Below are 25,085 nucleotides of genomic sequence, written 5' to 3' on the forward strand. Positions count from 1 at the left end.
GCCCGGGTGACGTTACCGCTGCGTTGGGTTGATCGGGCGAATGGGTAGGCTCCGGGGCGAGATTTCAGGCTCTGGGGAGTCACCAATCGGATGATCTGGGAGTGAGGCGTGTCAGACCTGTCGGCCATCGTGAAGGCCTACGACATTCGTGGCGTCGTCGGTGACCAGCTGGATGCAGGTCTGGTGCGCGACTTCGGCGCCGCATTCGCCCTGCTCATCAAGCCCGATTCGCCGTCGGTGGTGATCGGCCACGACATGCGCGATTCGTCGCCTGCTCTGGCGTCGGCCTTCGCAGAAGGCGTGAGGTCGCAGGGGCTCGATGTCGTGTCGATCGGCCTGGCCAGCACCGACGAGCTGTACTTCGCCTCCGGAAAGCTCGCCGTGCCCGGCGCGATGTTCACGGCCAGTCACAATCCGGCCGAGTACAACGGCATCAAGCTCTGCCGTTCGGGTGCGGCGCCGGTCGGCCAGGACACGGGGCTCGCGGAGATCCGCGACACCGTCGAGCACGGTGTGCCCGAGTTCGCGGGGCAGGCCGGCGAGTTCACCGAGCGTGACGTGTTGTCCGAGTACGCCGAGTATCTGCGCTCGCTGGTCGACCTGACCGGTATCCGCCCGTTGAAGGTGGTTGTCGACGCGGGCAACGGCATGGGCGGGCACACGGTGCCCACCGTTTTCGAGGGCTTGCCCATCGAGCTCGTGCCCATGTATTTCGAGCTCGACGGCACGTTCCCGAACCACGAGGCCAACCCGCTGGACCCGAAGAACCTCGTCGATCTGCAGGCGAAGGTCCGCGAGACCGGTGCGGACGTCGGCCTGGCGTTCGACGGCGATGCCGACCGCTGTTTCGTGGTCGACGAGAACGGCGACCCGGTGTCGCCGTCGGCGGTCACGGCCCTCGTGGCCACCCGCGAGCTCGCGAGGGAACCGGGCGGGGTCGTCATCCACAACCTGATCACGTCGAAGGCGGTGCCGGAGATCGTCACCGAGCACGGCGGCACGGCGGTGCGTACCCGGGTGGGCCATTCGTTCATCAAGTCGGAGATGGCACGCACGGGTGCGGTGTTCGGCGGTGAACACTCCGCGCACTACTACTTCCGCGACTTCTGGCGTGCCGACACGGGCATGCTGGCCGCACTGCACGTGCTCGCCGCGCTGGGCGAGCAGGCGGGCACGCTGTCGGAGCTGACCGCGCGGTTCTCGCGTTACGCCGCGTCCGGGGAGATCAACTCGACGGTCGAGGACCAGGTGGGCCGGGTCTCCGCGGTGAAGGCGGCCTACGACGGCCGTAACGGCGTGTCGGTGGACGAGCTCGACGGGCTGACGGTCGATTTCGGCGACCGCTGGTTCAATCTCCGCGCATCGAACACCGAACCGTTGCTGCGCCTGAACGTCGAGGCTCCCGACGAGGCGGGCGTGGCGGCGCTGACCGACGAGGTACTGGCCATCGTCCGTGCCTGAGCGGTCCGCGGCGGGAACCCGACCGGCCGTGGACGAACACTTTTCGCCTGCCCTCCGAGGCGAGGGCCAACCGTGGTAAATAGGAAAAATGGCCGTCACTCTCGATCCGCAACTGCTCGACATTCTCGCGTGCCCGTCGGCGGACCATGCGCCGCTGACGGCGGGCACTCCGGATGACCCGGACGCCGACGTGCTGACCTGTACGTCCTGTGGTCGGCGGTACCCCGTGCGGGACGGCATCCCGGTGCTGTTGCTCGACGAGGCCGACGGCGGCGACTCGGGTACCGGTGGCGATTCCGGGGCCGGCAGTGCTTGACGACACGCTGCTCGACGACCCTCGCCGACTCGACGAGGCCGACACCGGCGGCGTGCTGCGCGCGGCGGCGATGGCCGGTGCGCAGGTACGGTCGACGATCGAGGCGGCCACCGAGCTGGAGCTGGCCGAACGGCTGGACATCGGACGACCGCGGTCGCTGGTCCTCATCGCGCGACCGGGGGCGAGTCACGGCGCGGCGCAACTGCTGACGGCCCTGCTGGCGCCCGCCTGCCCGGTGCCGGTCGTGGTGACCGACGTCGTCCCGCCGTGGATCGGGGCACTCGACGTCGTGCTGGCTCACACCGACGATCCGTACGACCGTGATCTGGCGGCGTCGCTGGAGCGTGCGGCCCGCTACGGCGCGACGGTCGTGCTGTCGGGGCCACCGGAGGGCCCGGTCGCGTCGGCGGTGGCGGGCCGTGGCCTGGTGCTGTCGCCACGGGTGGTCGGCCCGCCCGAGCTGGCGTTTCCGCGTGCGCTGACGGCGGGGCTGCTCACGGTGGGAGCGCTCGGCCTGCTGGTCTCCGACGTCGACGGGCTCGCCGACCGGTTGGACAACGAGGCGGCCCACGGGCATCTCGAACACGAGTCGTTCGTGAACCCGGCGAAGTCGCTGGCGCTGCGGATCGCCGACCGGACACCGCTGTTGTGGGGTCTCGACCACGCGGGGGTCGCGGTCGGCCAGCACGCCGCGTACGCGCTCGGTGCGCACGCGGCCATCGTGGCCGATGTGTCCGATTACCGGCAGGCGCTCGCCCGCCCCGCGCTGCACGCGGCGGCCGCGCGCGGGGGCACGGAGCGGGACATCTTCGCCGACCCGGACTTCGACGACGGGGGCGGCGCCGCACCGCCGCGCGCACTGCTGCTGTCGGTGCGCAGTGGCCCGGCGACCGACGACGCCCGGTTCCGGGTGGGCGAGACGCTGCCCGGGGCCGACGTGCTCGCGCCGGCGGAGGAACTCGCCGATGCCGACGACGTCGCGTGCGCCGCCGTGCTGGCGTTGCGATTCGAGTTCGCCGCGGTCTACCTCGGGCTCGCGGCTGGAACCATCGGGGGAACCGGCCGAGTCGCGCCGCTGCCGGCGTGACGCCGGCACGGCCGGGCGAGGCCGGCGAGGAGTGGAGTTGACCGTGGAGCTGCTGCAGGGCGCAGTGCGGGCATATGCCTGGGGGTCCCGCACGACGATTCCGGAGCTGCTGGGCCGTCCCGTCCCGTCGCCGCATCCGGAGGCCGAGCTGTGGTACGGCGCGCACCCCGGTGATCCGGCGCGGGTGCTGCGCGCCGACGGTAACGACGTGAGCCTGCTCGAGATCGTCGACGCCGATCCCCACGGCCAGCTCGGTACGCGGTGCGCCGACCGGTGGGACGGCCGGTTGCCCTTCCTGTTGAAGATCCTCGCGGCGGAGGAGCCGCTGTCGATGCAGGCGCATCCGTCGGCGGAGCAGGCCGCGGAGGGATATGCCCGCGAGGAGGCCGCAGGGATCCCGCGGGACGCGGCGAACCGCAACTATCCCGATCCGACGGCGAAGCCGGAGCTGGTGTGCGCGCTCACCGAGTTCCACGCGCTCGCCGGCTTCCGTGACCCGCACCGCACGGTGCGGCTGCTGCGCGAGATCGAGACTCCCGGTCTGGCGCACTACGTCGAACTGCTGGCAGGGCAGCCGGACCCGGACGGTCTGCGTGCCCTGTTCACGACGTGGATCACGCTGCCGCAGTCGGTGCTGGACGACCTGCTTCCCGAGGTGCTCGAGGCCTGCGGGCGGCAGGTCGAGAACGAGGGCGAGTTCGCCGTCGAATGCCGTACGGTGCTGCAGCTCGGCGAGGCACATCCGCGGGATGCGGGCGTGCTGGCGGCGTTGTTGCTGAACCGGATGACGCTGCATGCCGGCGAGGCGATCTACCTGCCCGCCGGGAACCTGCACCTGTATCTGCACGGCACCGCCGTCGAGATCCTCGCCAACTCCGACAACATCCTGCGCTGTGGGATGACACCGAAGCACGTCGACGTGCCCGAGCTGCTGCGCGTGGTCGATTTCGGGTGCGGCGACATGCCGGTGCTGACCGGCGAGCCCGACGGGACGGCCGCGGTGTACCGCACCGGGACGCCCGAGTTCCAGCTCTCGCGGCTCGACTGGGAGGTCGTCGACCGGTGCGAGGTCGAACTCGACGGTGGCGGGCCCGAGATTCTGCTCTGCACTGCGGGTGAGCTGCTGCTCTGCGACGACGAGGGGATGAAGGTCGAGCTGCGGCGCGGGGATTCGGTGTGGCGGCCTGCGTCGGACCCTGCGGTGCGTGTCCGTGCCGTCGGCGAGGACGCGGCACAGCTCTTCCGCGCCGCCGCAGGCACCTCGTTGCACGGGCCTTAGTGAGTCGTTGCGCTGCGTGTTCGCCCGATCGCCCTGCGCGCGGGAGGCCGGTGGGCGCGGGCTCAAGGCTTCCGCTCGTCGCCGTCACGGGCTTATCGCGGCCAAGCTCGCGATGCGGCAGGGCATGGCACTGGCAGAGGTGGCCGCAGTCATCGACGACGCCGACCGCCGTATCCGTGACGCCGTCCCCACCGCGCGGCTCGTCCATCTCGAACCAGATCTGGACCGGACACCCGCGTAGGTACGGGTGCCGTCCGCGGCATCGGTGGCGCCGATACGGCGCCCCGACGGCAAGTGAACGCCCATCAGAGCGACACATGATCACGTTGAGTGATTTTTTCTGTTTCGAAACACCGAGGATGTGACTCGATCAGGTCACTTCTGGATTACTTCGGTTTCTGAAGTGTGGGGCCGATGACCTGTCGGGTATTCGGTTCGAACCACTGTATGCACGTTACAAGCGTGTCGTTCCCGCATATCTGATCTTCACAGGAGTCTCCTGATGTCTGTTGGTCCACGTTTCCGGTTGCGCGCGCTCGCCACCTCGGTCATTGCGCTGGGCGTCCTGGCCGCTTCGGTGCCGGCCGCCACGGCGACGGAACACGCGCCCGACGAGGAGGATCCCCGAGCCGAGGTCGTCGAGGGTAACGTTGACGAGGGCATGCGAGACGCCTGCGAGAGGGCTGGTCTCGGCGGCGAGCCGATCGACAAGAGCGATGTCGAGTTCGATATCGGAGGATCGGGACAGTTCCTGACCATCACCGAGGTTCCGGCGGATGTCGAGATCACCGGAATCATCGTGAAGGGCGGCCCCCGCTACAACCGGTACGAGCCGGGCAAGAGGGACCTGCCCTCGGACCCCGTGTGGAGGGAACTGCAGTCCCCGCTGAACAACGGCGGGAACATTCCGCAGATCAGCCACTGGTTCCTCTGTGGTACGACCACCCCGGTGACGACAACGCCACCGGTGACGACGACGCCGCCGGTGACGACGACACCGCCGGTGACGACAACGCCGCCGGTGACGACGACGCCGCCCGCAAGTACCACCGGCACGGAGACGACGTCCACAACGGATTCGCGCGGCCCGTCGTCGACATCGGGCTCACCGGGTGCGTCCACCACGACTTCGCAGGAAGCCGTCGCTCCCGTGAACGACACCGATGACCTCGCTACCACCGGCTTCGGCGCAGGCTGGATGATCGGCCTCGGTGCCTTGCTGCTCGCGGGCGGCGGCGCGCTGCTGGTGCTTGTCAGGAAGCGGCGCACGACCTCCTGACGGGCGTCCTCGCCGGAGGTCCCGGCCGCGGCATCGCGCGGGCGGGACCTCCGCCCGCGTTCCCCGTGACCACGGGAATACCCTGAGTTCACCGGACTGGTTGATATGAGGTTGCGGCTTGCCGGAGTAGACCAGCAGGCAGCACATGATCGATCAGCCTGTGATCCAGGTGAGGCGAGAAGGTGGAGACATCGTGGCCGGTAACGGGATCTGGCGGACGAAATCCGTTGAGCGATCGATAGCGGACACCGACGAGCCGGGTACCCGGCTGCGGCGCAACCTCAGCGCGTGGGACCTCACGGTTTTCGGCGTCACGGTCATGGTGGGCGCCGGCATCTTCACGCTCACAGCACGGACCGCAGGGGATCTGGCGGGGCCGTCGGTGGCTGTCGCGTTCGTGTTCGCCGGTATCGCGTGCGGGCTCGCCGCCCTGTGCTACGCGGAGTTCGCCTCGACGGTGCCCGTCGCCGGCAGTGCCTACACGTTCTCGTACGCCACGTTCGGCGAGTTTCTCGCGTGGATCATCGGCTGGGACCTCGTGCTCGAGTTCTCCGTCGCCGCCGCGGCGGTCGCCAAGGGCTGGTCGGTCTACCTCGAAGAGCTGCTGGCCTCGGTCTTCGGCGCCAGTGTCTCCACGACGATCCAGCTCGGCGGGATCAGCGCCGACTGGGGTTCACTGCTGCTCGTCGTCACCCTGGCGGTGCTGCTGACGCTGGGGACGAAGTTGTCGTCGCGGTTCAGCATGGTGGTCACGGCCATCAAGGTGCTGATCATCCTGTTCGTGATCGTGCTGGGCATCGCCTACATCACGCCGGCCAACTACACCCCGTTCATCCCGCCTGCGGCCGAGGGCGAGGCCGCGGGCGGTGGGCTCGAGCAGTCGCTGTTCTCGGTGCTGGCGGGCGGTTCGGGCAGCGTGTACGGCGGGTTCGGCCTGTTGGCGGGCGCGTCGCTGGTGTTCTTCGCGTTCCTCGGGTTCGACATCGTGGCCACGACCGCAGAGGAGACGCGCCACCCGCAGCGTGACGTGCCGCGGGGCATCCTCGGCTCGCTGGCGATCGTGACGGTGCTGTACGTGGCGACGTCGCTGGTCATCGCCGGGATGGTGCCGTACCGGGAATTGTCGACCGCGGCCGAACCCGAGGGCCGTAAGACACTCGCGACGGCGTTCTCGTACCACGGTGTCGACTGGGCTGCCTATCTCGTGTCGATCGGCGCCGTGGTCGGTCTGATCACCGTGGTCATGGTCCTGCTGCTCGGTCAGCAGCGGGTGCTGTTCGCGATGTCGCGCGACGGGTTGCTGCCGCGCGGCCTGGCCAAGACCGGACAGCGCGGCACGCCGGTGCGGGTGAACCTGCTGGTGGCCGTGGTGGTCGGCGTCGCGGCGACGTTCTTCGATGCGAGTCAGCTCGAAGAGATGGTCAACGTCGGCACGTTGTTCGCGTTCATCCTGGTGTCCGCGGGCGTCATGGCGCTGCGCAGGAAGCGGCCGGAGTTGCCGCGCGGCTTCCGCGTGCCGTGGGTGCCGGTGGTTCCGATCCTGGCGATCGGCGTCTGCCTGTGGTTGATGGTGAACCTGACGGTGCTGACATGGCTGCGGTTCGTGCTGTGGATGGCGATCGGTGTGGCGATCTACTTCGCCTACGGCCGGCGTCGGTCGGTGCTGGCTCGGGAATCGAAGGAGAAATCGAGCGACACCACCGGTTGAGGTTCGCGGATGAAGCTCGCTGACGAGGCTCGATGGGAATCACCTGGTGTAGGCGACAAGTACGAAAGGTGGTCCCGAGGCCGCTTGTACGTGGGTAAAGTCCCGGTCGGCATGTCACTGACTGTCACCAACGGCCGGTGATTTGCCGACCTGCTGCCACACTTGTTCGGAGTGCTTCATGAGCGTGACCCGTTCGTTCGCACTGGCCGTGGCGACCGGTGCGGTCCTGCTCGGTTCGGCGGGCGCTGCGAGCGCCGGCCAGGACGTCCGGGGTGCACCCGGCGATGCGTACGGCCGCGAAAGCGGCGTCATCGACCAAGGTGACCAGGGCGAGCACAGCGATCAGGGTGATCACGACGGTGACGTTCCTGATCGCGAGGAGAACCGGGGCGAGTCCGGTGATGGGAGCGGCGACCGGGATCACGAGGACACGGGTGGCTCCGGCGACGGTGCGACGGAACGCCGCGCCGGAGACAACGATCTGCCACTGTGCGAGGAAGACCGGATGCACCGCGGCGGGCTGGCGCTGGATCCGGACCGGGTTCGCACCGGGAAGAAGTCCGATTGGGGCGGGGCCGGTGGGAACCCCGGCGACGATGGCGCCGGCGGCCGGTCGGACTGGTTCAGTCATTGGACCCACTGCATCGAGACGCCGCCGGCGCCGGAGGATCCGGGAGCGCCGCCGACGTCCGAGCTCGACGCCGATGTCCATGCCAGTCCCGGTCGCGATGACGCAGGTGACGCGGAGTCCGGTTCCGACGCCGAGCGCGAGTCCGAGCCCGGTTCCGGCGCCGAGCGCACGGACCGGCCCCGGCCGCAGGCAGGCGACGAGGCCGAAGCGCCGACGGGCACGGCACGTCCCGATCCGAACGTGCAGACCGCGGCCGGGAACGAACGATCCGGGGCAGGAACGTCGTCCGCGGCACCTGCGCCGTCGGCTCAGCGGGCCGATGCGGGCTCCGGCGAAGCGGAGGACGAAGGTGCCGCCGCTGCGGGGGCGGCCGACGACGGGATGGGCTTCGGTGGCGGACTGCTGCTGCTCGGCGGTGGCGGTGTGCTGGCCGCTGCCGCAGCGACCGTCCTGGCCGCCCGCACGCGCCGCGGCTGACTCGGCGGTTCCGCCGTCGACCTCGTTGCCGCCGCCGGAGCGGGGTCGGTCGCCGTGCCGTGCCGTCGCCGCCGTCTCGGTCGGTTACGTCGTGCAGCGGGGTGTGCCGAGGACGTCGCCGAACAGCGACACTGTTCGGCGGGGCTCGTGGACTACGCCTTGTCCTTGAGGTTTCCGACGACCATGTCGGAGAGTCGGAGCGCCGAGTCGCACGCATGCGTGTCATCGTCTGGATCATCGATGGCCACAGTGACGGAAACGGCATACTCGTCGGCCAGACCGACCACAGCGCTGCAGCCCACGTCTTGGTCGGGAAGAGTGATCGTGGGCAAACCCTGAACCGGATCAACCTCACGGAGCGGATTCCCCGCATCCTTGGCGTTGGCATAGTTCACGCTCAGCCCTCCACGCGTCACGGTCAGGAAACTGAGCGTGAACCCACCGCCGTCGTTGTCCCAGGAACACCGCGGGCCGAGTATGTCGATGTCGCGCCGCTTACCGTCAGACACGTCGGACCCCAATGCCCACTCCTGCTGATCCCGAGTCAACGCCTGACACGGATCACCCGACAACACCGATTCCGGAAGCGGGTTCGTCACCTCCGGCGCACCGCTGTGCGGCAGGTCCGAACCAGCCGACGACCCACCGGCACTCGACGGCGCCGAGGAACCGGTCGACGACATGGGGGCGGGCTCGGGCTGTCCTGTGGATTCGCCCGAGCACCCCGCCACCAGCACCGCAGCAGCACCGGCCGCCAGCAGCGCGCCAGCCCGCCTCATGCGACGAAGCCTCCCTCGTCCTTGCCGTCCCCGCCACCGGCGTTCTTGACGTCCTTGCCGGCCTGGTCCTCGGCCTCCTCGTACACACCCAGCGCCTTGCCGAGCTTCTCGGCCAGGTCGTGGTGGAACTTCCACAGCTCACGCATACGTTCCGCGCCTACCTCCCAGGCCCGCTTCGCGACCTGGGTGAAGCGCACGCTCGCCGGATCCTCGGCCGGCGGCTCCGCTGATTCGGCGATGTTTCTCGCATCGCGGTAATGGTTTCGGTACCGCCCGGCGAGCTCCTTGGCTTCGTCGTAGATGCCCTTGGCGGTGTCGCCGTCGAACTCGTAGCCACCGCCGGAGCCGGGGTTGGTCGCCTTGCCGTCGATGACGAAGTTCACGGCGGCGAAGAGGTTCCCGCCGCCCAGCGCCGTACCGGCCATCGCGGCGTCCTGCGTCGAGAGCTGCCCGCCGTCGCCGCTGCCCTGCGCCGTCTCGTCGCCACCCGGTGCCATCGATACCTCCCCGAATCTTCAGGCATGTCCAGTTTTCCCGCAGCACGCTAGCATGGCGAACCATTCACCGAGTCGTGGCGAAAACGATCACCTCGAGTGCGCCGCCGCCGTCTCGGTCGGTTACGTCGTGCAGCGGGGTGTGCCGAGGACGTCGCCGAACAGCGACACCTGTTCGGCCAGGCTTGCGGACAGGTCGGCGTCCTCCAGCCCTGCGGCCATGACGACGGCGCGGTCCCATTCCGGATCGCCCACGTAGTCGGCGTGTTTGCGGACACCCGGGGTCCAGCGCCTGCCGCTCACCGGCTCGCGCATCGGGTCCGGCAGCCAGTGGTCGCCGCCGAGGACGAGTACCCCCGTGGGCCCTTGCACCGCAGGTTCGACCGCGCCGATGCCGCCGTTACCGCAGTATCCGACCCCGAGCAGCATGCCGCTCGCCACCTGGTGCCGCCAGGTCGTCGCCCCGCCGCCGAACGCGTCCGTGCCGCGGCACAACCCGCGCCACCGGCCGCTCAGTCCGCCGCTGAGCCGTGCCAACGACGCCGACGGGAACATCGCAGGGAACGCCCGCTGGTACCCCCACTGCAACGGCGCCCCTGCGGTCAACAGCCCGAGGCGTTCGCGATCCTCGTCGGACAGCTCGTCGGCCAGCCGGGCGGCGGCCAGGACGGTCAGCAACCCGCCCACGTGATACCCGGCCAGCACCACGCGGGTGTTCGGCTCCTCGAGGTGCGTGCGCACCCGGTCTGCCAGCTCCGGCACGACCTTCAGCGCGTACGACGGCGGCACGACCGGGTGGGCCGCCCGTGGCCAGAAGGAGGCCAGGTCCGTGAACGCGCCCAGATGTCTGCTGCGCTGTTGCCCCGTCGCCGCGGTGTAGACCGCGCGGAGCAGCCCCGCCGCGAGCGCGCCCAGCGCCAGCACGCCGACCGCCGACAACGGTGCCAGCCACCCCGGCACGGGACCCATCGTGACCCGCAGCGCCACCAGCACGACCGCACCCGCACCGAGCGTGCACGCGAACGTCAGCACCAGCCGGTGCAGGTACTTGCGATCCCAGCCGGCCCGCGCCCACGCGGCCGACGCCTCCTCGTCGTCGGCCGCCGGAGCCTGCTGCCCCTGCAGCAACGTCACGATGTCGGGCACGCCGCGGCGCACGCGGCGCAGTGACGACCCGGCCACAGCCCATGCCGTGAGCAGTCCCGCGACGACGAGTCCGCCGCCCCAGAGCATCGTGATGAGGTCGTATCCCTCGGGCAGGCGCAGGCCGTCCGAGCCGAGCAGCTGCCGCAGTGCCACCGCGAGCCCGGCGCCGAACCCGCCACCGAGCAGGCCCGCGAGCGCGAGTGCGGGCGCGGCCGCCCAGCCGCCCGCCCACGGGCGGAGCCTGCGCGGCAGGTGCGCCCACTCGCGGCGGGCCAGCAGCACCGTCGGCACCAGGAGCAGGGCGAACAGCGCACACCCGCCGAGCAGGGCGGCGCCGACGAGTTCCACGGTGGCGTTCGTGCCCGGTAGCGTCGCGGGCAGCGGGGCGCCGACCATCGCAGCCGCCACCGTCACCGCGATCGCCACGCCGAACAGCGCCCGCCGCATCGGCGCGGGCAGCACCCGCCGCGCCGGGGTCATGCTCACCAACAGCACCGACCCCAGCAGCACGAGCGTCACGACCCACAGCGTGGCTGCGACAGTTCCCGCCGGCATCGTCAGCGGCCCGCCGAGCAGCAGCAACGCCGTTACGCCGAGTGCCGCGACGACGTGCACGCAGCGCAGCGCCGCCGTGTCGGCGACGTCCGAGAGCCCGCCGCCCAGGTGGTCGTGCGGTGGTTCGTCCTGGTCGTCGGGCCGCCAGCTCGTGCGTGACACCCAGAACAGCACGGCCGCGACCCCCAGCAGCGGCAGCAACCCGGCCGCGGTGCGCAGGCCGGGAATGTCGCCCAGCCACGACGGTGCCGAGTCCAGGCAGCCCGACCCGGCCGTGAGGCACTGCGCGGCGAACATATCCAGCGTCACGACCCCGAGCTGCGCCACGAGCAGCATCGTCAGCAGTACCGCCGCCACCCGCAGCAGTCCGCGGCACCCGCGGTTGAGCGCCGCCGAGGCCCGCGAAGCCTCGGGGACCGGCGGCAGCATCCAATGCGCCACGTTGGCCAGCGAGAACGGGAACAGCAGCGCCCACGTCGCGTTCGCCGCACGGCCCGAGGTCATCCGGTTCCACAGGTAGCCCTCGAGGGTGCGCGGCATCGATCGGCCCAGCGCCTGCAGCACGGGACCCGGTGCTGGCCTGCGCAGTCGGTCGGACGGGCGGACGATCCGTCCCGTCCCGTCGCCGTCCACATCGACGGTGCCGACGGAATCGAGCAACGACTCGCCGGTCGTGCCGATCAGTCCGGGCACGCGAAGCTCGACGACCCGGGTGTCGGGGCCGGGAAGAGGCACGTGGCACGCCTCCTAGCTGGGTTGATGCGTTCTACGGTGGCCGAACTGCCACGGTAAACGCCGAGCGCGAATGTGCCGTGTCGACGCACCAGCGCGTCCGACGGTTACCCCACACGGGTGGTGGACGCGTGGGCTGCGCCGGTGTGCTAGAGCCACCCGGTGGAGTGTTGTCGCGTCAGAGGTGAAACAACTCGTCGTTGACTTCGCCCCGGCCGGTAGCGAGCCACGAGGAGCTGGACGCGCGGTCGACCGGACTCGGCACGGCGGTCGGATTCGTCCTCGGCCGCCCCCATCGAGGCGCTTCGCGGTGCTGTCGCCCGCCCGTCGTCCGGCCGTCGCCCGGCCGCCGCCCCCCAATGAGGCGCTTGGCGCCGCTGGCTAGTCTGCACTCGTGGGTCGATTGGTGGTCATCGAAGGGCTGGACGGCGCGGGCAAGCGCACGCTGACCGACGCGCTGACGGCGGCACTGCGCGACGCGGGTGCGAGCGTGGCCACGACCGCCTTCCCCCGGTACGGCGCGAGCGTGCACGCCGACCTCGTGCGCGAGGCACTGCACGGCGAGCACGGCGACCTCGGTGAGTCCGTCTACGGGATGGGTCTGCTGTACGCGCTCGACCGCCGCGGTGCCGCCGACGACATCCACGACCTGATCGTCGGCCACGACGTCGTGCTGCTCGACCGGTACGTCGCCTCGAACGCCGCCTACCAGGCGGCGCGGCTACGCGAAGGGGCCGACAGCGACGTCGTGCGCTGGGTGCGCGAGCTGGAGATCGACCGGTTCGGTCTGCCCGTGCCCGATGCGCACCTCCTGTTGCGGGTGACGCCCGACGTGGCCGCCACCCGTGCCCGCGGCCGCGCCGAGGCGGACACGGCGCGGGCCCGCGACGCGTTCGAAACCGACGACGACCTGCAATCCCGCTGCTCGGCCGTCTACGACCAGCTGGCTGCCGCGAATTGGCTGTCGCCGTGGCACGTGATCGACGGCGCCGACCGCGTCGATGCCGTCGACCTGGCGAAACGACTCCTCGCCTGATCGGCGCGTCCCGCGTCCCGTCGGTCTGGCGGAGATGGGAACTGCGAGGGGCAGACTCCGCGAGGGGAAGCTCCGGGGCGTTGAGCGCCCCGAAGGTGCCCTTGGGGGCACTCACTGAGCCGGGAGCGGGTGGTTCGCCAGGAACGTGCCGCCCGGGTCCACGCGGTCGCGGAGGTGCCGCAACCGGTCGGCAGCAGGCGGGGTGAACGCCGAGCACACCTCGTCCGGTGTCGACGGGCCGAAGGTGAACGACAGGTTCGCGCCCAGCACCTCCGGTGCGAACGGTGCGAGCACGTCGGCGTGCAGCGCGGCCACCTCGTCGCCGGTGGCCTCGGACGTGGGCGCCACCGGCGAGAGCACCGACACGAGGTACTCGGCCTCGCGGTACCCGACGGCTCCCGCCACCCGCGGCGACCGCGCGAACGCACCCCCGAGATGCCGGAGCCCGGCTACACACATCACCGGCGCAGCGGGTCCCACCGCGGCCGGGAACCGCGCCAGTGCGCCGGGCTCCAGTGACCGGAGCATCGCGGTCCGCGAACGATAGGCGTAAGGCCGGTCGGGTTCGTCGAAGATCGCACCGGAGTCCGAGAACGGCCGCATGCACAGCGTGTCCCGTAGCACCGGCACCGCCTCCCGCAGCCGTTCGACGCTGCGCACTCCATCGTCACTGTGCACCCCATCGACGCTGTGCTGGTCGTCGTGCGGCACGTCGCCGGCCGGCGCCACGCACACCTGCAGCTGCGCGACGTGGCGGCCGCGGAGGTCCTCCGGGACTCCGGGCACATCGGGGAGGACGAGCATCGCGACGCCGGACGTCACCTCGTCCGGTACCGACGCGGTCCACCGGCGCCAGCGTTCGAGGACATCGCCCGCTTCGGCCACGTCGACGTAGAGACTGCCACCGTAGACCTCGGCGACCGTCACGAGGTCGATCTCCATCGCCGTGACGATGCCGCTGCCGGCTCCACCGCCGCGCAGCGCCCAGAACAGCTCGCGTTCGAGCTCGCCTTCCGACGCCGACGTCACCCGGCGGAGTGTGCCGTCGGCGGTCACGACTTCCCATGCGCGCACGTGATCGGCGGCGTAGCCGTAGCGCCGTCCCAGCAGCCCCATGCCGCCGCCGAGCGTGTACGGGACGGCGCCGACGTGCGGGGAGCTGCCCGACAACGGCGCCAGGCCGTGCGGGGTCACCACGTCGAGCACGTGTTGCCACGTCGCGCCGCCCTCGACCCTCGCCGTGCGCCGCGCGGGGTCGACGTCGACGCGCGTCAGGCCGCGCAGGTCGACGAGTACGCCGCCGTCGAGCGCAGTGGTCAGGCCGTGTCCGCTGACCTGCGCGGATGCGTGCAGGTCGTGGTCAGCCGCGTAGGCCACCGCGGTGCGCACGTCCTCGGCCGAGCGCGCCGACACGACGCAGCCGGGCCGGTGGACGGCAGCGCGCTGATAGCCGGTGCATGCGGCGTCGAACCCGTCGTCGCCGGGCAGGCGGGCGGCGCCGTCGAGGTCGGGGAATGCAGGGTCGGCGGAGCTGCCTGCAACGGAGCCGTCGGAGAAGGAACTGGTCGGGCCGGTCGTGTTCGTCATGGCGGTGACCGTAGGAACACTCGAGGACACATCACGTCCTCGAATCGTGGCAGTGTTACCGGCATGTCCGTTCGTCAGGAGATGCCGGGCAGACTGCTGCGGCTGCTGGCCCTGTTGCAGAGCAGGCGCGAATGGCCGGGGCGGGAACTCGCCGAGCGGGTCGGCGTGACCACGCGGACGCTGCGCCGCGACATCGACCGGCTGCGTGCGCTGGACTACCCGGTGGAGAGCACGGGCGGCACCGGTGGCGGATACCGGCTGGGACGAGGCGGCAGACTCCCGCCGCTGGTGCTGGACGACGACGAGGCGGTCGCCGCCGGCGTGGCACTCGCGGCGGCCGCGTCCGTGAACCCCGGCCTCGGCGAGAGCGCCACTCGGGCACTGGCCAAGCTCGGCCAGGTGCTGCCCGCGCGCCTGCGGCCCCGGTTGGCGGCCGCGGGGTCCGTCGTGGTGGCGCCGGCGCGCGGTGTGCCGGCGGACGACTTGCCCGGCGAACCGGACCAGTCCGGCGGACCCGGCGGCGACATCGGAGGCGGACTCCCCGCCGTCGACCCGGACCGGCTCGCGCTGCTCGCGGCCGCGTGCCGGGACGCCGAGGTCGTGTCGCTGCGCTACGTGAGCAGGGGCCGCGACACCGACCGTCGCGTCGAACCGCAACGGCTCGTCGTCGCCGAGGGGCGCTGGTACCTGTCGGCCCACGACCTCGGCCGCGACGCTGCGCGGATCTTCCGGCTCGACCGGATGCGCGACGTCACCGCGACGGGGCGGCGGTTCGTGCCGCGACCACAGTCCGAGGACCCCGTTGCGCAGCTGCGGGAGTCGTTCGCGGCGGCAACGTATCGCCACACCGCGCACGTGACGATCGAACTGCCCGAACCCGAGGTCCGCCGGTGGGTGCCCGCGCTGCCGGGCGGGCTGTCGGCCGACGGTCCGGACCGGTGCCGGGCCCGGGTCTCGGCCGATTCGGCCGAGCTCGTGGTGCAGTACGTGGCGCTGCTCGCCGCACTGGCGGCCGCTCGTGGTGCCGGGGTCACCGTCGAGGCAGGACCTGAGGTGACCGGACCGCTCCGCAGCCTCGGCACGACGCTGGCGGCCACCCCGTGAGGGTTGGCCGCCAAGGGGCCGGTGGCTGTGCATGAGCCGACGCCGGGTGGGCAGCGCCTGTGCGGCCGCCCACCCGGCGCCGGGTCCCCCTCGGATCGGTTCAGCCCAGCACCGGGCGACCCAACGGCAGGGGCTTGCCGCCCGTGAGCTGCCCGCCGCGTGGGCGGACGAACTGCGGGTCGTGTCGATGCCGTGTGTGGAGTGGTTCGATCACCAGGACCGCTCGAATGAGGGCGTAATCGCCAATGTCGCCACGATTTGTCGTTTTCCGAGAAGCATGCACGTGCGGTTCGTTCGGGCTGTCCGCGTGCCCGGGCGATCTCGCTGTGCTGACTTTACCCGCAGGAACAGGAGACCATGATGCAGTCTCAGAATGAGATTACCCCGATGAATCGTGGCGATATTCGAGCGCTGGAGGCCGTGGCGCTGGAGGCGACCCGGAGTGCCGCGGTCGCGAGTTACGAGTGGGTCGGCCGTTACGACCAGGACGCGGCCGACGCCGCGGCCACCAGGGCCATGCGGGAGGCGTTGGCCGGCGCGCCAGGGCGGGGGACCGTCGTGATCGGGGAGGGTGAGAAGGACGACGCCCCGATGCTGTTCAACGGTGAGGTCGTGGGCAACGGGTTCGGCCCCGAGTTCGACATCGCCGTCGATCCGCTCGAGGGAACCTCGTTCTGTGCGAAGGACCTTCCCGGTGCACTGGCCACGATCGCGTTCGGGGAGCGGGGCACTCTGTGGTCGCCGGGGCCCGGGTTCTACATGGAAAAGATCGTGGTGCCGCCGGAGGCGAAAGACCAGATCGATCTCGACGACCCGCCGGAGCAGACGCTGGCCGACGTCGCGAAGGCTCTCGGAAAGCAGGTCGGCGAGCTTCGTGTCATGATCATGGGCAAGCCACGGCACAAGAAGCTGATCGAACGCGTGGTGCAGACCGGTGCGTCGGCGGCACCCCCGAAGGAGTCATGACGGCTGCGGCGGTCGGCGCGCTGGGCGGGGGCATGCTGGGTCGCCTGGCTCCCCAGCGTGACGAGGAGGCGGATGCCATCCGCGTGGCGGGAATGTCGCTGGACCGCATCTACAGCTGCGACGAGCTCGTGGCCGGCGATGCCTTCTTCGTCGCCACAGGCGTCAGCGGGGGCAACCTTCTCGGGCGGCCACAGGCCCGCGACGGCGCGGCCACCGCCGAATCACTCCTGATCTCGCGGAATCAGATTCGCCGCATAGCCCACACGACGTTCGACGAAGCCGCGGGTTAGGCCGCATCGGCTTCGTTGTGCAACCCGCCATATTCGATGACGACCAGGGAGCTTCGGTGACGCTGCATATCGACGACCTCCGCGTTCGTCATCTCGGCGAGTGTCGTTACGATTCGCCGCTCTCCGAGATGCTCACGACGAAACAGACCTCTCCGCACTACGTCGCGGAGGGCGATCGGGTCCTGCTGGAGGACACCGTGTCCATGCTCGCCGGGCACGACGTTCCTCCGGAACAGGTCCCGAGTTTCGAAGCCGCGGGGCCGCGCAAGAAGACCTATTTCGACCCCTCCTCGGTCACCGCCGGAATCGTCACGTGCGGCGGACTGTGCCCGGGGATCAACAACGTCATCCGAGGGCTCGTGCAGGAACTCGCCGTGCACTACAAGGTGAAGCGGATTCTCGGGTTCCGGAACGGACTGCGCGGCCTGACGTCCGAGTACCGCGACGACACGGTCGAGCTGACGCCGGAGCATGTTCGCGACATCCACAACGCGGGCGGGACCATCCTGGGCAGTTCGCGCGGCAATCAGGACCCCGACGAGATGGTCGACAGCCTCGTCGAGCACGGCGTCGACGTCCTGTTCGTCATCGGTGGCGACGGTGGTATGCGGGCCGCGACGTGCCTCAGCACCGCGATCGAGGCGCGGGGACTGGACATCGCCGTCCTCGGCGTGCCGAAGACGATCGACAACGACCTGCCTTTCACGGATCAGTCCTTCGGGTTCCAGAGCGCGTTCGCGAGCGCGATGGACTTCATCTCGTCGGCCTCGGTCGAAGCCGCGGCCAGCCCGAACGGTGTCGGACTCGTGAAACTGATGGGCCGCCACTCCGGATTCATCGCTGCCTATGCCGCGTTGGCGGCCAACGGTGCCGACATCGTCCTGATCCCGGAGATCGCGTTCGCGCTCGACGGGCCCGACGGGCTGTTGGCCTACGTCGAGCAGCACGTGCGGAAGAAGGGCTACGTCGTCATCGTGCTCGCTGAAGGGGCGGGTCAGGATCTGCTCGAGGAGCCGGGGCTGCCCCACCGGAACGGCCAGGCGACCGATGCCTCCGGAAACCTCAGACTGGGCAAGATCGACGACCTGCTCAAGGAACGCATCACCGATCACCTGACCGCGGTCGGCCTCGCCCCCACGATGCGCTACATCGACCCGAGCTACGCCATCCGCAGCGTCGTCGCGAACGCCTACGACAGCGTCTACTGCCTGCGGCTGGCCCACGCCGCGGCGCACGCGGCCATGGCGGGCCGGACCGAGGTCGCCGTCGCGCGCTGGCGGCGGCGTTTCGTGCACGTGCCACTGTCGCTGATGACCAGCCGCCGGAACCAGGTCGATCCCGACGGTGACCTGTGGATGTCGGTACTCGAAACCACGTGCCAGCCTGCGGAGTTCGGGGTGCAGCGGGAGGGCGAGAAGGTCCCCTCCGGGTTCTGTTGACCACGTGGCGCGGTCCCACGGCGACGGTTCGGTGCGCCGAGTCGTCGCCCGCCGAGCGCAAGCACCGGCCCTTCGCGTTCGGTGCCTGCGCCGTCGTGGTGCACGGCGACGTCGCGACGAGGCCGGAGCGGCGGTGGGAGGCGTCAGGTGGGGAAGTGGCCGAGCTGGGCGGACAGCTCCATCGCCGCTTCCCGCATCGGGCTGATGATCTGCCGGATGCGCTGCCGCGACAGGCGGTACGACGGGCCGGAGGCGCTCATCGCCGCGATCACCGAACCGCCGTCGCCGTAGATCGGCACCGCGACGGCGTGCAGCCCGAGTTCGAACTCCTCGAAGCACGCGGCGAAGCCGTCGTCGGCGATGCGGCTGAGTTCGGCCGTCAGCTCGTCCGGCGCGGTCGTGGTGCGGGGCGTGTACTCCTCGAGCCGGTCGCGGAGCATGTCGCGGCGTTGCGCGGGCGGCAGGTACGCCAGCAGCACCTTGCCGCTGGACGTCGCGTGCAACGGCGTGCGCCTGCCCGTCCAGTTCTGCGCGGTGATCGACGCCGACCCGACCGCCTGGCTGATGTTGATCGCGATGCCGCCGTCGGCGACAGCGATGTTGACCGTTTCCCCGAGCGAATCGGCGAGGCTCTGACAGGTCTGATTGCCCAGCTTGGCCAGGTCCATCCGGCCGGTGGCGGCGCCCGCCAGCCGCACGATCCCGAGGCCGATCTGGTATTTACCCCGGTCGCTGATCTGCTCGACGAGGTTGCGCATCTCCAGTGCGGACACGAGCCGTGACGCGGTGGACTTGTGCACTCCCAGTTCGTCGGCGATCTCGGTGATGCCCGCTTCACCGTCTTTGGCCAGGTGCTCGAGGATGCTCACCGCACGGTCGACGGACTGCACCGGGCTCCTCGGCTCCTCGCTCTTCGGCTCCTGCCCGGGGGCGGGTTCCGCGGCCGGGCCGGGTGCGAGGTCGGTCCGCACCGGGTCGGCGGCGCTCAGCGGAGAGTCGTCGGAGTTCCCGGCGGCGGAGGGGGCAGCGTCGGAGTTCCGCATAGCGCAACAGTAACTCCTGTAGCGGCGAGAATCGCCCCGTTCGGCGGTAGATGTGAGGTATCACCTTGATAAGCCCGCCGCAGCCACTCTGTCGAGTAACCCGCCCGGCATTCCTATGGGGCACCCGGTTACGCCGAACGGACCAGTGCCGGTGTGGCACGGACACGCCGAACCAGGGTCTCCCGCAGCCGCCGAGGACCGCAGTGCGAATATGTTGTTCATGAAGGCACGTGTGCTGGTCGTCGACGACGACCCCGCTCTCGCGGAGATGCTGACCATCGTGCTGCGCGGCGAGGGCTTCGAGACCGCGGTGGTGTCCGACGGTTCCCGCGCGCTGTCGGCGTTCCGCGAGATGAAGCCCGACCTGGTGCTGCTCGACCTCATGCTGCCGGGGATGAACGGCATCGACGTCTGCAAGGCCATCCGTGCCGAATCGGGCGTTCCGGTCGTCATGCTCACGGCCAAGAGCGACACGGTGGACATCGTGCTGGGCCTCGAATCCGGCGCCGACGACTACGTCGTCAAGCCGTTCAAGCCGAAGGAACTCGTCGCACGTGTACGCGCGCGGCTGCGTCACAACGACGGCGAACCGGCGGAATCGCTCGTCATCGGTGATCTCACCATCGACGTGCCCGGCCATCAGGTGACCCGCGAAGGGGAACCGATCTCCTTGACGCCGCTGGAGTTCGACCTGCTCGTGGCGCTCGCGCGCAAGCCGAGGCAGGTGTTCACCCGCGAGGTGCTGCTCGAGCAGGTGTGGGGCTACCGGCACGCCGCCGACACGCGACTGGTCAATGTCCACGTGCAGCGACTGCGTTCGAAGGTGGAGCGCGATCCGGAACATCCCGAGGTCGTGCTGACCGTGCGCGGGGTGGGCTACAAGGCGGGCCCACCATAATCGGCTCATGAGGGAACGCCTGACCGGACTCGGCGCGCTGCTGCTGGGACTGGCCCGCCGCGTCGCGGCGTTCGGGCGGCGCAAGAGCACCGCGTTCAGCGAGCTGTGGCGGCATTCGCTGCAGTTCCGTGTCACTGTGTCGACGCTGGCGATGTCGGCCGCGGTCGTGTTCGTGCTCGGCATGGTCCTGCAGAACCAGATCACCGACCGGCTCATGACGACCAAGGAGGACGCGGCCGGCGCGCAGCTCGGCGCAGTGGTGCGCACGGTCGAGAGCGAGCTCGTCGGTGACGCGGGCCAGGACGATGCGCTGCGCGAGCGGCTCACGAACGCGGTCAACCGGATCACGACCAGTTCGGTCGCGGCGCAGGACGCGTCGAGTTCGGCAGCGGGCACGTTCGAGCCGGTGCTCGCAGCCGGTGATCCGGAACGGCCTGCGGAGAGCACGATCTCCGCAGGGCCGTACGACAAGGTCTCCGAACGGCTGCGCGGGTTCGCCGAGAACAACACTCCCGCCAAGGAGTTCCACACCGCCGCCGGCACGACGTACCTCGCGATCGGCGCACCGATCACGACGACGACCCGGCCGCTGCAGGTGTACCTGCTGTTCCCGCTCACGTCGGAGCAGAACACGGTCGCGACGGTGCAGAACACGCTGATCGTGGGTAGTTTCGCCCTGCTGGCGCTACTGGCCGGCATCACCAACATCGTCGTGCGGCAGGTCGTCCAGCCGGTGCGGCGGGCCGCCGGTGCGGCCGAGGAGTTCGCCCACGGCGAATTGGATCGCAGACTCGAGGTCATCGGCGAAGACGATCTGGCGAAGCTGGCGGTCGCCTACAACGAGATGGCGGCGAGTATCCAGCGGCAGATCCGCCAGCTCGAGGAGTTCGGCGAGCTGCAACGGCGGTTCACCTCGGACGTCTCGCACGAGCTGCGCACCCCGTTGACCACGGTGCGCATGGCCGCCGACGTGCTGCATGCCTCGCGGGAACAGTTCCCCGCGGGACTGGCGCGCTCGACCGAGCTGCTGACCGACGAGCTCGACCGGTTCGAACAGCTGCTCGCGGATCTGCTGGAGATCTCCCGCCTCGACGCCGGCGTGGAGGAACTGTCCTCCGAGGTCACCGATGTCCGGCAGATCGCGGAACGTGCAGTCGAGCAGGTGAGCGGGCTCGCGGAGTCGATGGGGAGCCCGATCGAGGTCGACCTTCCGGACGAGCCGGTCGACGCAGAGGTCGACGCCCGTCGCATCGAACGGATTCTGCGGAACCTGCTGGCCAACGCCGTCGACCACGGCGAGGGCAGGCCGGTCCGGCTGCATCTCGCCGCCACCGCCCCCGAATCACCCGCCGAGGGAGAGACCGGCGCCGGGCCGGCGGCCACGGAGCCCGGTATCGGGGAAGTGGCGCTCGGGGAAGCGGGATCCGGCGAGGCCGCCGAGCAGACCGGAGCCGTGGCGATCACGGTGCGCGACCAGGGCATCGGACTGCGCCCCGGGGAGGCCGAGCTGGTGTTCAACCGCTTCTGGCGTGCCGACCCGTCGCGGAACCGTCGCACCGGCGGGACCGGGCTGGGGCTGGCGATCAGCCAGGAGGACGCGCGCCTGCACGGTGGCACACTCGATGCGTGGGGCGAGCCCGACAACGGGTCGTGTTTCCGTCTCACGCTGCCGCGCAAGGTCGGCGGTGCGTACGTCACGAACCCGCTGCCCGTGCCGCGGGAGGACGACGGCCCGGCCGCCGATACCGACGCGGACGGCGACCTCCGGTCCGATGCGCAACCAGGGGAGACGGTGTGAGGACACAGGACCTGCGTGCCGCGGTGCGCCCGCGACGACTGCGCGCATGCGCCGCGCTGGGCATGGCCGCCCTGCTGGTGGCCGGCTGCGCCGCGATCCCGGCCGAATCGCAGCCCGAGGCGCTGCCGCAACAGCAACGGGGCCAGCAGACCGAGGCGGTGCCGGAACCCGAACCCGGCCTGGACCGGTTGTCGCTCGTGCGTGAGTTCGTGGAGGCCAGCGCCGACCCGGCCAGTGACTACGCGGCGGCCCGCGCGTTTCTGTCGGAGCAGGCGCGTGAGCAGTGGGAGCCCGACGCATCGGTCGCCGTGATCGAGGACGAGTTCAGCACCGTCTACACCAGTGACGACGAGTCGTCCACGTCCGCCACCACCGGACCGACCGCACCCGGCGAGCGCCTCGGCGAACGCGACAACGGCAGCGACAACGACAACGGCAGCGGTAGCGGCAGCGATAACGACAGCGGAGACGAACAGAGCGGGCAGACCGGTGGGGACACCACCGAGGAGGACGCCGACGGGCGGTCGAGCAGTGCACCCGCACCGACGGTGACTCCCCGGCGGCAGGAATCACTGCCCACGACGACACCACCGGAGGAGCCGACGGCGTCGTCGGCACCCGACGAACAACTCGTCACGATCCGTGGCGGGTACGTCGGCAGGCTCGCGGCCGACAGCTCGTTCATCCCTGCCGACGATGCCGTGGACCAGGACGTGCGCCTGCGCAAGGAGAACGGCGAGTGGCGCATCGTCGACCCGCCGCAGAGCGCGCTCGTCACGAGCTCCGACTTCGACGAGACCTACTTCCGGGTGCCGGTGCACTTCTTCGCGCCCGAATCGGATGTGCTGGTGCCCGACCTGCGCTACGTCGTGGCCAGTCCGCAGTCGGGCCTGCCGGCCCGGGTGGTGGACCTGCTGCTCGCCGGCCCTTCGGACGGGCTGACCGGTGCGGTCCGCAATCCGCTGGGCGACAGCGCCTCGCTCGAGACGAACGTGACGACGACCAGGGACGGCGCGATCGCGGTGCCGCTGACCGGCGTCGCGGAGAAGAGCTCCCACGACAAGGAGCTCATCGTCGCGCAGCTCGTGCGGTCGCTGCAGGCGGTCACCACGAGCCGGGTCCGGCTGCTGTCCAACGGCAGTGCGCTCGTCCAGGGCCACCGGGACTGGCGGCCGGGTGAGCTGCCCGCCTACGAGGCGCCTGCGACGCCGAGTTCGGATCTGCCCGGTCTCATGACCGCCGACGGCAGGGTCTATTCACTCGGTAACGGGTCGCCGATCCCCGGACCGGCAGGCAAGGGACAGCACCACGTGCTGAGTGCAGCCCAGTCGCTCGGCGGGGACCAGCTGGCTGTCGTCGAACGGGCGGCCGATCGGGTGCGGCTGCGGATCGGCCCGTACGGCTCGCAGGGCCAGGAGGTCGAGCTGGACGCGAGCAGGATGACCCGGCCGACGTGGGTGCCCGCGACCACACGCAGCGAACAGTCGCGCGAGGTGTGGACGGTCACCGGCGGTGAGCGGGTGGTGCAGGTCGTCACCGACGCCGAGGGCCGGTGGGTCACGCAGTCGGTGAACTCGGCCGAGATCAACCCGATCGGCGACATCGACCAGCTGCGGTTGTCCCGGGACGGCACGCGCGCGGCGATGGTCGTCGGCGGCAAGGTCGTCGTCGCGGCGGTGGCGCGTGATTCCGAAAGCCGTGCCTCGGTGGCGTTGCGGGCACCGCGCGTGCTGCAGGGTGACGAGCTCGACGACGCCGTCGCGCTGGACTGGACGGGGCAGGATGCGCTCGCGGTCGCCACGCAGTCGGATTCGAGTCCGGTCGTGCGGGTGCCGCTCGACGGACTGCGGGTCGACCAGTTCAACAGCTCGAATCTCATCGCACCGATGCGCGGCATCACGGCTGCTCCGGGACGGCCGACGGTGGTGGCCGACGCGACGGGCCTGTGGACGGCGAGCGATCTCGGTGACGTGTGGCGTCCGCACGACCAGCGCTCGTCCTCGGGGGTTCCGTTCTACCCCGGCTGACGTGGGTTCGGCGGCCGCGTGCGGTGCGCCGAAATGTCAGGGCCGCGCGGCATGCTCTCGGGCGTGACGAAACGGGAGACGACGGCGCTGAGCCGGGTCGGCACCTCGCTGCTCGACCTGGCTCTGCCCGAGGACTGTGCGGGCTGTGGCGCACCGGGTGAGGCGTGCTGCCGACCGTGCCGTGCGGCGTTCGACGTGCCGCGGCCGGTTGCCTCCTGCGGGCCGACCTACTCGCTCGCCCGCCACGCCGGCGTGGCCAGGGCTCTGGTGGTGGCACACAAGGAACGCGGCAGGAGGGGCCTGACCCGGCCGCTGGGGCGTGCCCTCGCGGCCGCCGTCCCGCACCTGCCCGCGGCGAGGCCGGATGCCACAGGCACGTGGTGGCTGGTTCCCGCTCCTTCCCGGCCGAGTGCTGCCCGCGCGCGTGGGGGTTCGCATGTGCTCGCGCTCGCGAGAGCGTGTGCGGCGGCGCTGAGCGAGGCCGAGCTGCCCGCCGCGGTGGCACCCGCGCTGCGGCTCACGATGGGCGCGCGCGATGCGGTCGGGCTCGATCGGGTTCAGCGCAGGGCGAACCTCGCGGGCAGGCTCCGGATCCGGGCGACGGGTGCACCGCCGCCCGGTGTACCCGTCGTGCTGCTCGACGACGTCGTGACCACGGGAGCAACCCTCGCCGCGAGCCGCGCCGCGCTGCGCGAGGCCGGGATCGAGCCGTGCGCGGCGCTGACCCTGACGGCCGCCTGAGCGGGGCCGGACCTGTCCGTCCCGTCGCACGAGGGCGGTGCAGCCACGGCTCACGGTGGGTGATGACGGCTCTGCTGCCGCGGTCCGCGCGACCGCCGACCGCACCAATGTCGCTCGAACGGGTGAGTTGGAACTGCCCCGGGACGTTGTTCGTTGTCCTGACATGAGCAGCAGCGCCGTTACCGTCTGCCGGACGTTCACGTGCCGGCACT

At 70.6% G+C, this 25,085-nt stretch carries 19 protein-coding genes and 1 pseudogene; 15 read left to right on the top strand and 5 right to left on the bottom strand.

Going from position 1 to position 25,085, the window contains the following annotated elements:
* Positions 1 to 108: 108 nt before the first annotated feature.
* The 7 genes from LY41_RS09580 (at position 109) to LY41_RS09615 (ending at position 8,238) form a co-directional block, all read left to right on the top strand.
* Positions 109 to 1,461, top strand: coding sequence for a phosphomannomutase/phosphoglucomutase (locus tag LY41_RS09580; protein WP_253863517.1), 1,353 nt, complete (start codon positions 109 to 111; stop codon positions 1,459 to 1,461).
* A gap of 88 nt (positions 1,462 to 1,549) precedes the next feature.
* Positions 1,550 to 1,777, top strand: a complete 228-nt coding sequence (locus tag LY41_RS09585; RefSeq protein ID WP_253863518.1) for a Trm112 family protein — start codon at positions 1,550 to 1,552, stop codon at positions 1,775 to 1,777.
* A complete protein-coding gene (locus tag LY41_RS09590) occupies positions 1,770 to 2,864 on the top strand; it encodes a hypothetical protein (protein ID WP_253863519.1) in 1,095 nt (364 codons plus the stop codon). The genes LY41_RS09585 and LY41_RS09590 overlap by 8 nt, the downstream gene beginning before the upstream one ends.
* Before the next feature lie 43 nt (positions 2,865 to 2,907).
* Complete coding sequence (manA, locus tag LY41_RS09595) at positions 2,908 to 4,143, top strand: mannose-6-phosphate isomerase, class I (protein WP_253864064.1); 1,236 nt, start codon at positions 2,908 to 2,910, stop codon at positions 4,141 to 4,143.
* A 502-nt stretch (positions 4,144 to 4,645) separates the two neighbouring features.
* Positions 4,646 to 5,422: an LPXTG cell wall anchor domain-containing protein gene (locus tag LY41_RS09605; protein ID WP_253863520.1), complete on the top strand. Its 777-nt coding sequence runs from the start codon at positions 4,646 to 4,648 to the stop codon at positions 5,420 to 5,422.
* Between the two features lie 193 nt (positions 5,423 to 5,615).
* On the top strand, positions 5,616 to 7,130 hold the full coding sequence (locus tag LY41_RS09610; protein WP_253863521.1) for an amino acid permease: 1,515 nt from the start codon (positions 5,616 to 5,618) through the stop codon (positions 7,128 to 7,130).
* Between the two features lie 178 nt (positions 7,131 to 7,308).
* Positions 7,309 to 8,238 carry a hypothetical protein gene (locus LY41_RS09615; RefSeq protein ID WP_253863522.1) on the top strand — a complete coding sequence of 310 codons (930 nt, stop codon included), beginning with the start codon at positions 7,309 to 7,311 and terminating at the stop codon, positions 8,236 to 8,238.
* Between the two features lie 152 nt (positions 8,239 to 8,390).
* On the opposite strand, the gene LY41_RS09620 is transcribed toward LY41_RS09615, so the two are convergent.
* The 3 genes from LY41_RS09620 to LY41_RS09630 form a co-directional block, all read right to left on the bottom strand.
* Complete coding sequence (locus LY41_RS09620) at positions 8,391 to 9,017, bottom strand: DUF3558 domain-containing protein (RefSeq protein ID WP_301296802.1); 627 nt, start codon at positions 9,015 to 9,017, stop codon at positions 8,391 to 8,393.
* A complete protein-coding gene (locus LY41_RS09625; RefSeq protein ID WP_253863524.1) occupies positions 9,014 to 9,514 on the bottom strand; it encodes a type VII secretion target in 501 nt (166 codons plus the stop codon). Before LY41_RS09625 ends, LY41_RS09620 begins: the two co-directional genes overlap by 4 nt.
* A 120-nt stretch (positions 9,515 to 9,634) precedes the next feature.
* Positions 9,635 to 11,947: a hypothetical protein gene (locus LY41_RS09630; RefSeq protein WP_253863525.1), complete on the bottom strand. Its 2,313-nt coding sequence runs from the start codon at positions 11,945 to 11,947 to the stop codon at positions 9,635 to 9,637.
* Positions 11,948 to 12,338: 391 nt separating this feature from the next.
* On the opposite strand from LY41_RS09630, the gene LY41_RS09635 reads away from it, so the two are divergent.
* Positions 12,339 to 12,980: a dTMP kinase gene (locus tag LY41_RS09635; protein ID WP_253863526.1), complete on the top strand. Its 642-nt coding sequence runs from the start codon at positions 12,339 to 12,341 to the stop codon at positions 12,978 to 12,980.
* A 111-nt stretch (positions 12,981 to 13,091) separates the two neighbouring features.
* On the opposite strand, the gene LY41_RS09640 is transcribed toward LY41_RS09635, so the two are convergent.
* On the bottom strand, positions 13,092 to 14,567 hold the full coding sequence (locus LY41_RS09640; protein ID WP_253863527.1) for an FAD-binding oxidoreductase: 1,476 nt from the start codon (positions 14,565 to 14,567) through the stop codon (positions 13,092 to 13,094).
* A gap of 63 nt (positions 14,568 to 14,630) precedes the next feature.
* Between LY41_RS09640 and LY41_RS09645 the strand changes: the two genes are divergently transcribed.
* The 3 genes and pseudogenes from LY41_RS09645 (at position 14,631) to LY41_RS09655 (ending at position 18,366) form a co-directional block, all read left to right on the top strand.
* Complete coding sequence (locus LY41_RS09645; RefSeq protein WP_253863528.1) at positions 14,631 to 15,671, top strand: helix-turn-helix transcriptional regulator; 1,041 nt, start codon at positions 14,631 to 14,633, stop codon at positions 15,669 to 15,671.
* 387 nt (positions 15,672 to 16,058) lie between these two features.
* Positions 16,059 to 16,927: pseudogene (locus LY41_RS09650) on the top strand (fructose-bisphosphatase class II).
* A gap of 56 nt (positions 16,928 to 16,983) precedes the next feature.
* Positions 16,984 to 18,366: an ATP-dependent 6-phosphofructokinase gene (locus LY41_RS09655; RefSeq protein WP_253863529.1), complete on the top strand. Its 1,383-nt coding sequence runs from the start codon at positions 16,984 to 16,986 to the stop codon at positions 18,364 to 18,366.
* A gap of 143 nt (positions 18,367 to 18,509) precedes the next feature.
* On the opposite strand, the gene LY41_RS09660 is transcribed toward LY41_RS09655, so the two are convergent.
* Entirely contained in the window at positions 18,510 to 19,256 is a 747-nt protein-coding gene (locus tag LY41_RS09660; RefSeq protein WP_253864065.1) for an IclR family transcriptional regulator, read from the bottom strand.
* A gap of 373 nt (positions 19,257 to 19,629) precedes the next feature.
* On the opposite strand from LY41_RS09660, the gene mtrA reads away from it, so the two are divergent.
* Genes mtrA through LY41_RS09680 form a run of 4 tightly spaced genes read left to right on the top strand, consistent with a single transcriptional unit; the run spans position 19,630 to position 24,873 of the window.
* On the top strand, positions 19,630 to 20,307 hold the full coding sequence (mtrA, locus tag LY41_RS09665; RefSeq protein WP_301296804.1) for an MtrAB system response regulator MtrA: 678 nt from the start codon (positions 19,630 to 19,632) through the stop codon (positions 20,305 to 20,307).
* Between the two features lie 7 nt (positions 20,308 to 20,314).
* Positions 20,315 to 22,105, top strand: coding sequence for an ATP-binding protein (locus LY41_RS09670; protein ID WP_253863531.1), 1,791 nt, complete (start codon positions 20,315 to 20,317; stop codon positions 22,103 to 22,105).
* Entirely contained in the window at positions 22,102 to 24,132 is a 2,031-nt protein-coding gene (locus tag LY41_RS09675) for an LpqB family beta-propeller domain-containing protein (RefSeq protein ID WP_253863532.1), read from the top strand. Before LY41_RS09670 ends, LY41_RS09675 begins: the two co-directional genes overlap by 4 nt.
* Before the next feature lie 51 nt (positions 24,133 to 24,183).
* On the top strand, positions 24,184 to 24,873 hold the full coding sequence (locus tag LY41_RS09680) for a ComF family protein (RefSeq protein ID WP_372493225.1): 690 nt from the start codon (positions 24,184 to 24,186) through the stop codon (positions 24,871 to 24,873).
* Positions 24,874 to 25,085: the final 212 nt, after the last annotated feature.

The sequence above is a fragment of the Prauserella halophila genome (genome assembly GCF_024171895.1).
GTDB lineage: Bacteria > Actinomycetota > Actinomycetes > Mycobacteriales > Pseudonocardiaceae > Prauserella > Prauserella halophila.

What these genes read in the sequence shown, in the direction of transcription:
- LY41_RS09615 (WP_253863522.1), top strand. Translation starts at nt 7,309, where the DNA reads ATGAGCGTGACCCGTTCGTTCGCACTGGCCGTGGCGACCGGTGCGGTC.
- LY41_RS09585 (WP_253863518.1), top strand. Translation starts at nt 1,550, where the DNA reads ATGGCCGTCACTCTCGATCCGCAACTGCTCGACATTCTCGCGTGCCCG.
- LY41_RS09645 (WP_253863528.1), top strand. Translation starts at nt 14,631, where the DNA reads ATGTCCGTTCGTCAGGAGATGCCGGGCAGACTGCTGCGGCTGCTGGCC.
- mtrA (WP_301296804.1), top strand. Translation starts at nt 19,630, where the DNA reads ATGAAGGCACGTGTGCTGGTCGTCGACGACGACCCCGCTCTCGCGGAG.
- LY41_RS09620 (WP_301296802.1), bottom strand. Translation starts at nt 9,017, where the DNA reads ATGAGGCGGGCTGGCGCGCTGCTGGCGGCCGGTGCTGCTGCGGTGCTG.
- LY41_RS09625 (WP_253863524.1), bottom strand. Translation starts at nt 9,514, where the DNA reads ATGGCACCGGGTGGCGACGAGACGGCGCAGGGCAGCGGCGACGGCGGG.
- LY41_RS09605 (WP_253863520.1), top strand. Translation starts at nt 4,646, where the DNA reads ATGTCTGTTGGTCCACGTTTCCGGTTGCGCGCGCTCGCCACCTCGGTC.
- LY41_RS09680 (WP_372493225.1), top strand. Translation starts at nt 24,184, where the DNA reads ATGCTCTCGGGCGTGACGAAACGGGAGACGACGGCGCTGAGCCGGGTC.
- LY41_RS09640 (WP_253863527.1), bottom strand. Translation starts at nt 14,567, where the DNA reads ATGACGAACACGACCGGCCCGACCAGTTCCTTCTCCGACGGCTCCGTT.
- LY41_RS09670 (WP_253863531.1), top strand. Translation starts at nt 20,315, where the DNA reads ATGAGGGAACGCCTGACCGGACTCGGCGCGCTGCTGCTGGGACTGGCC.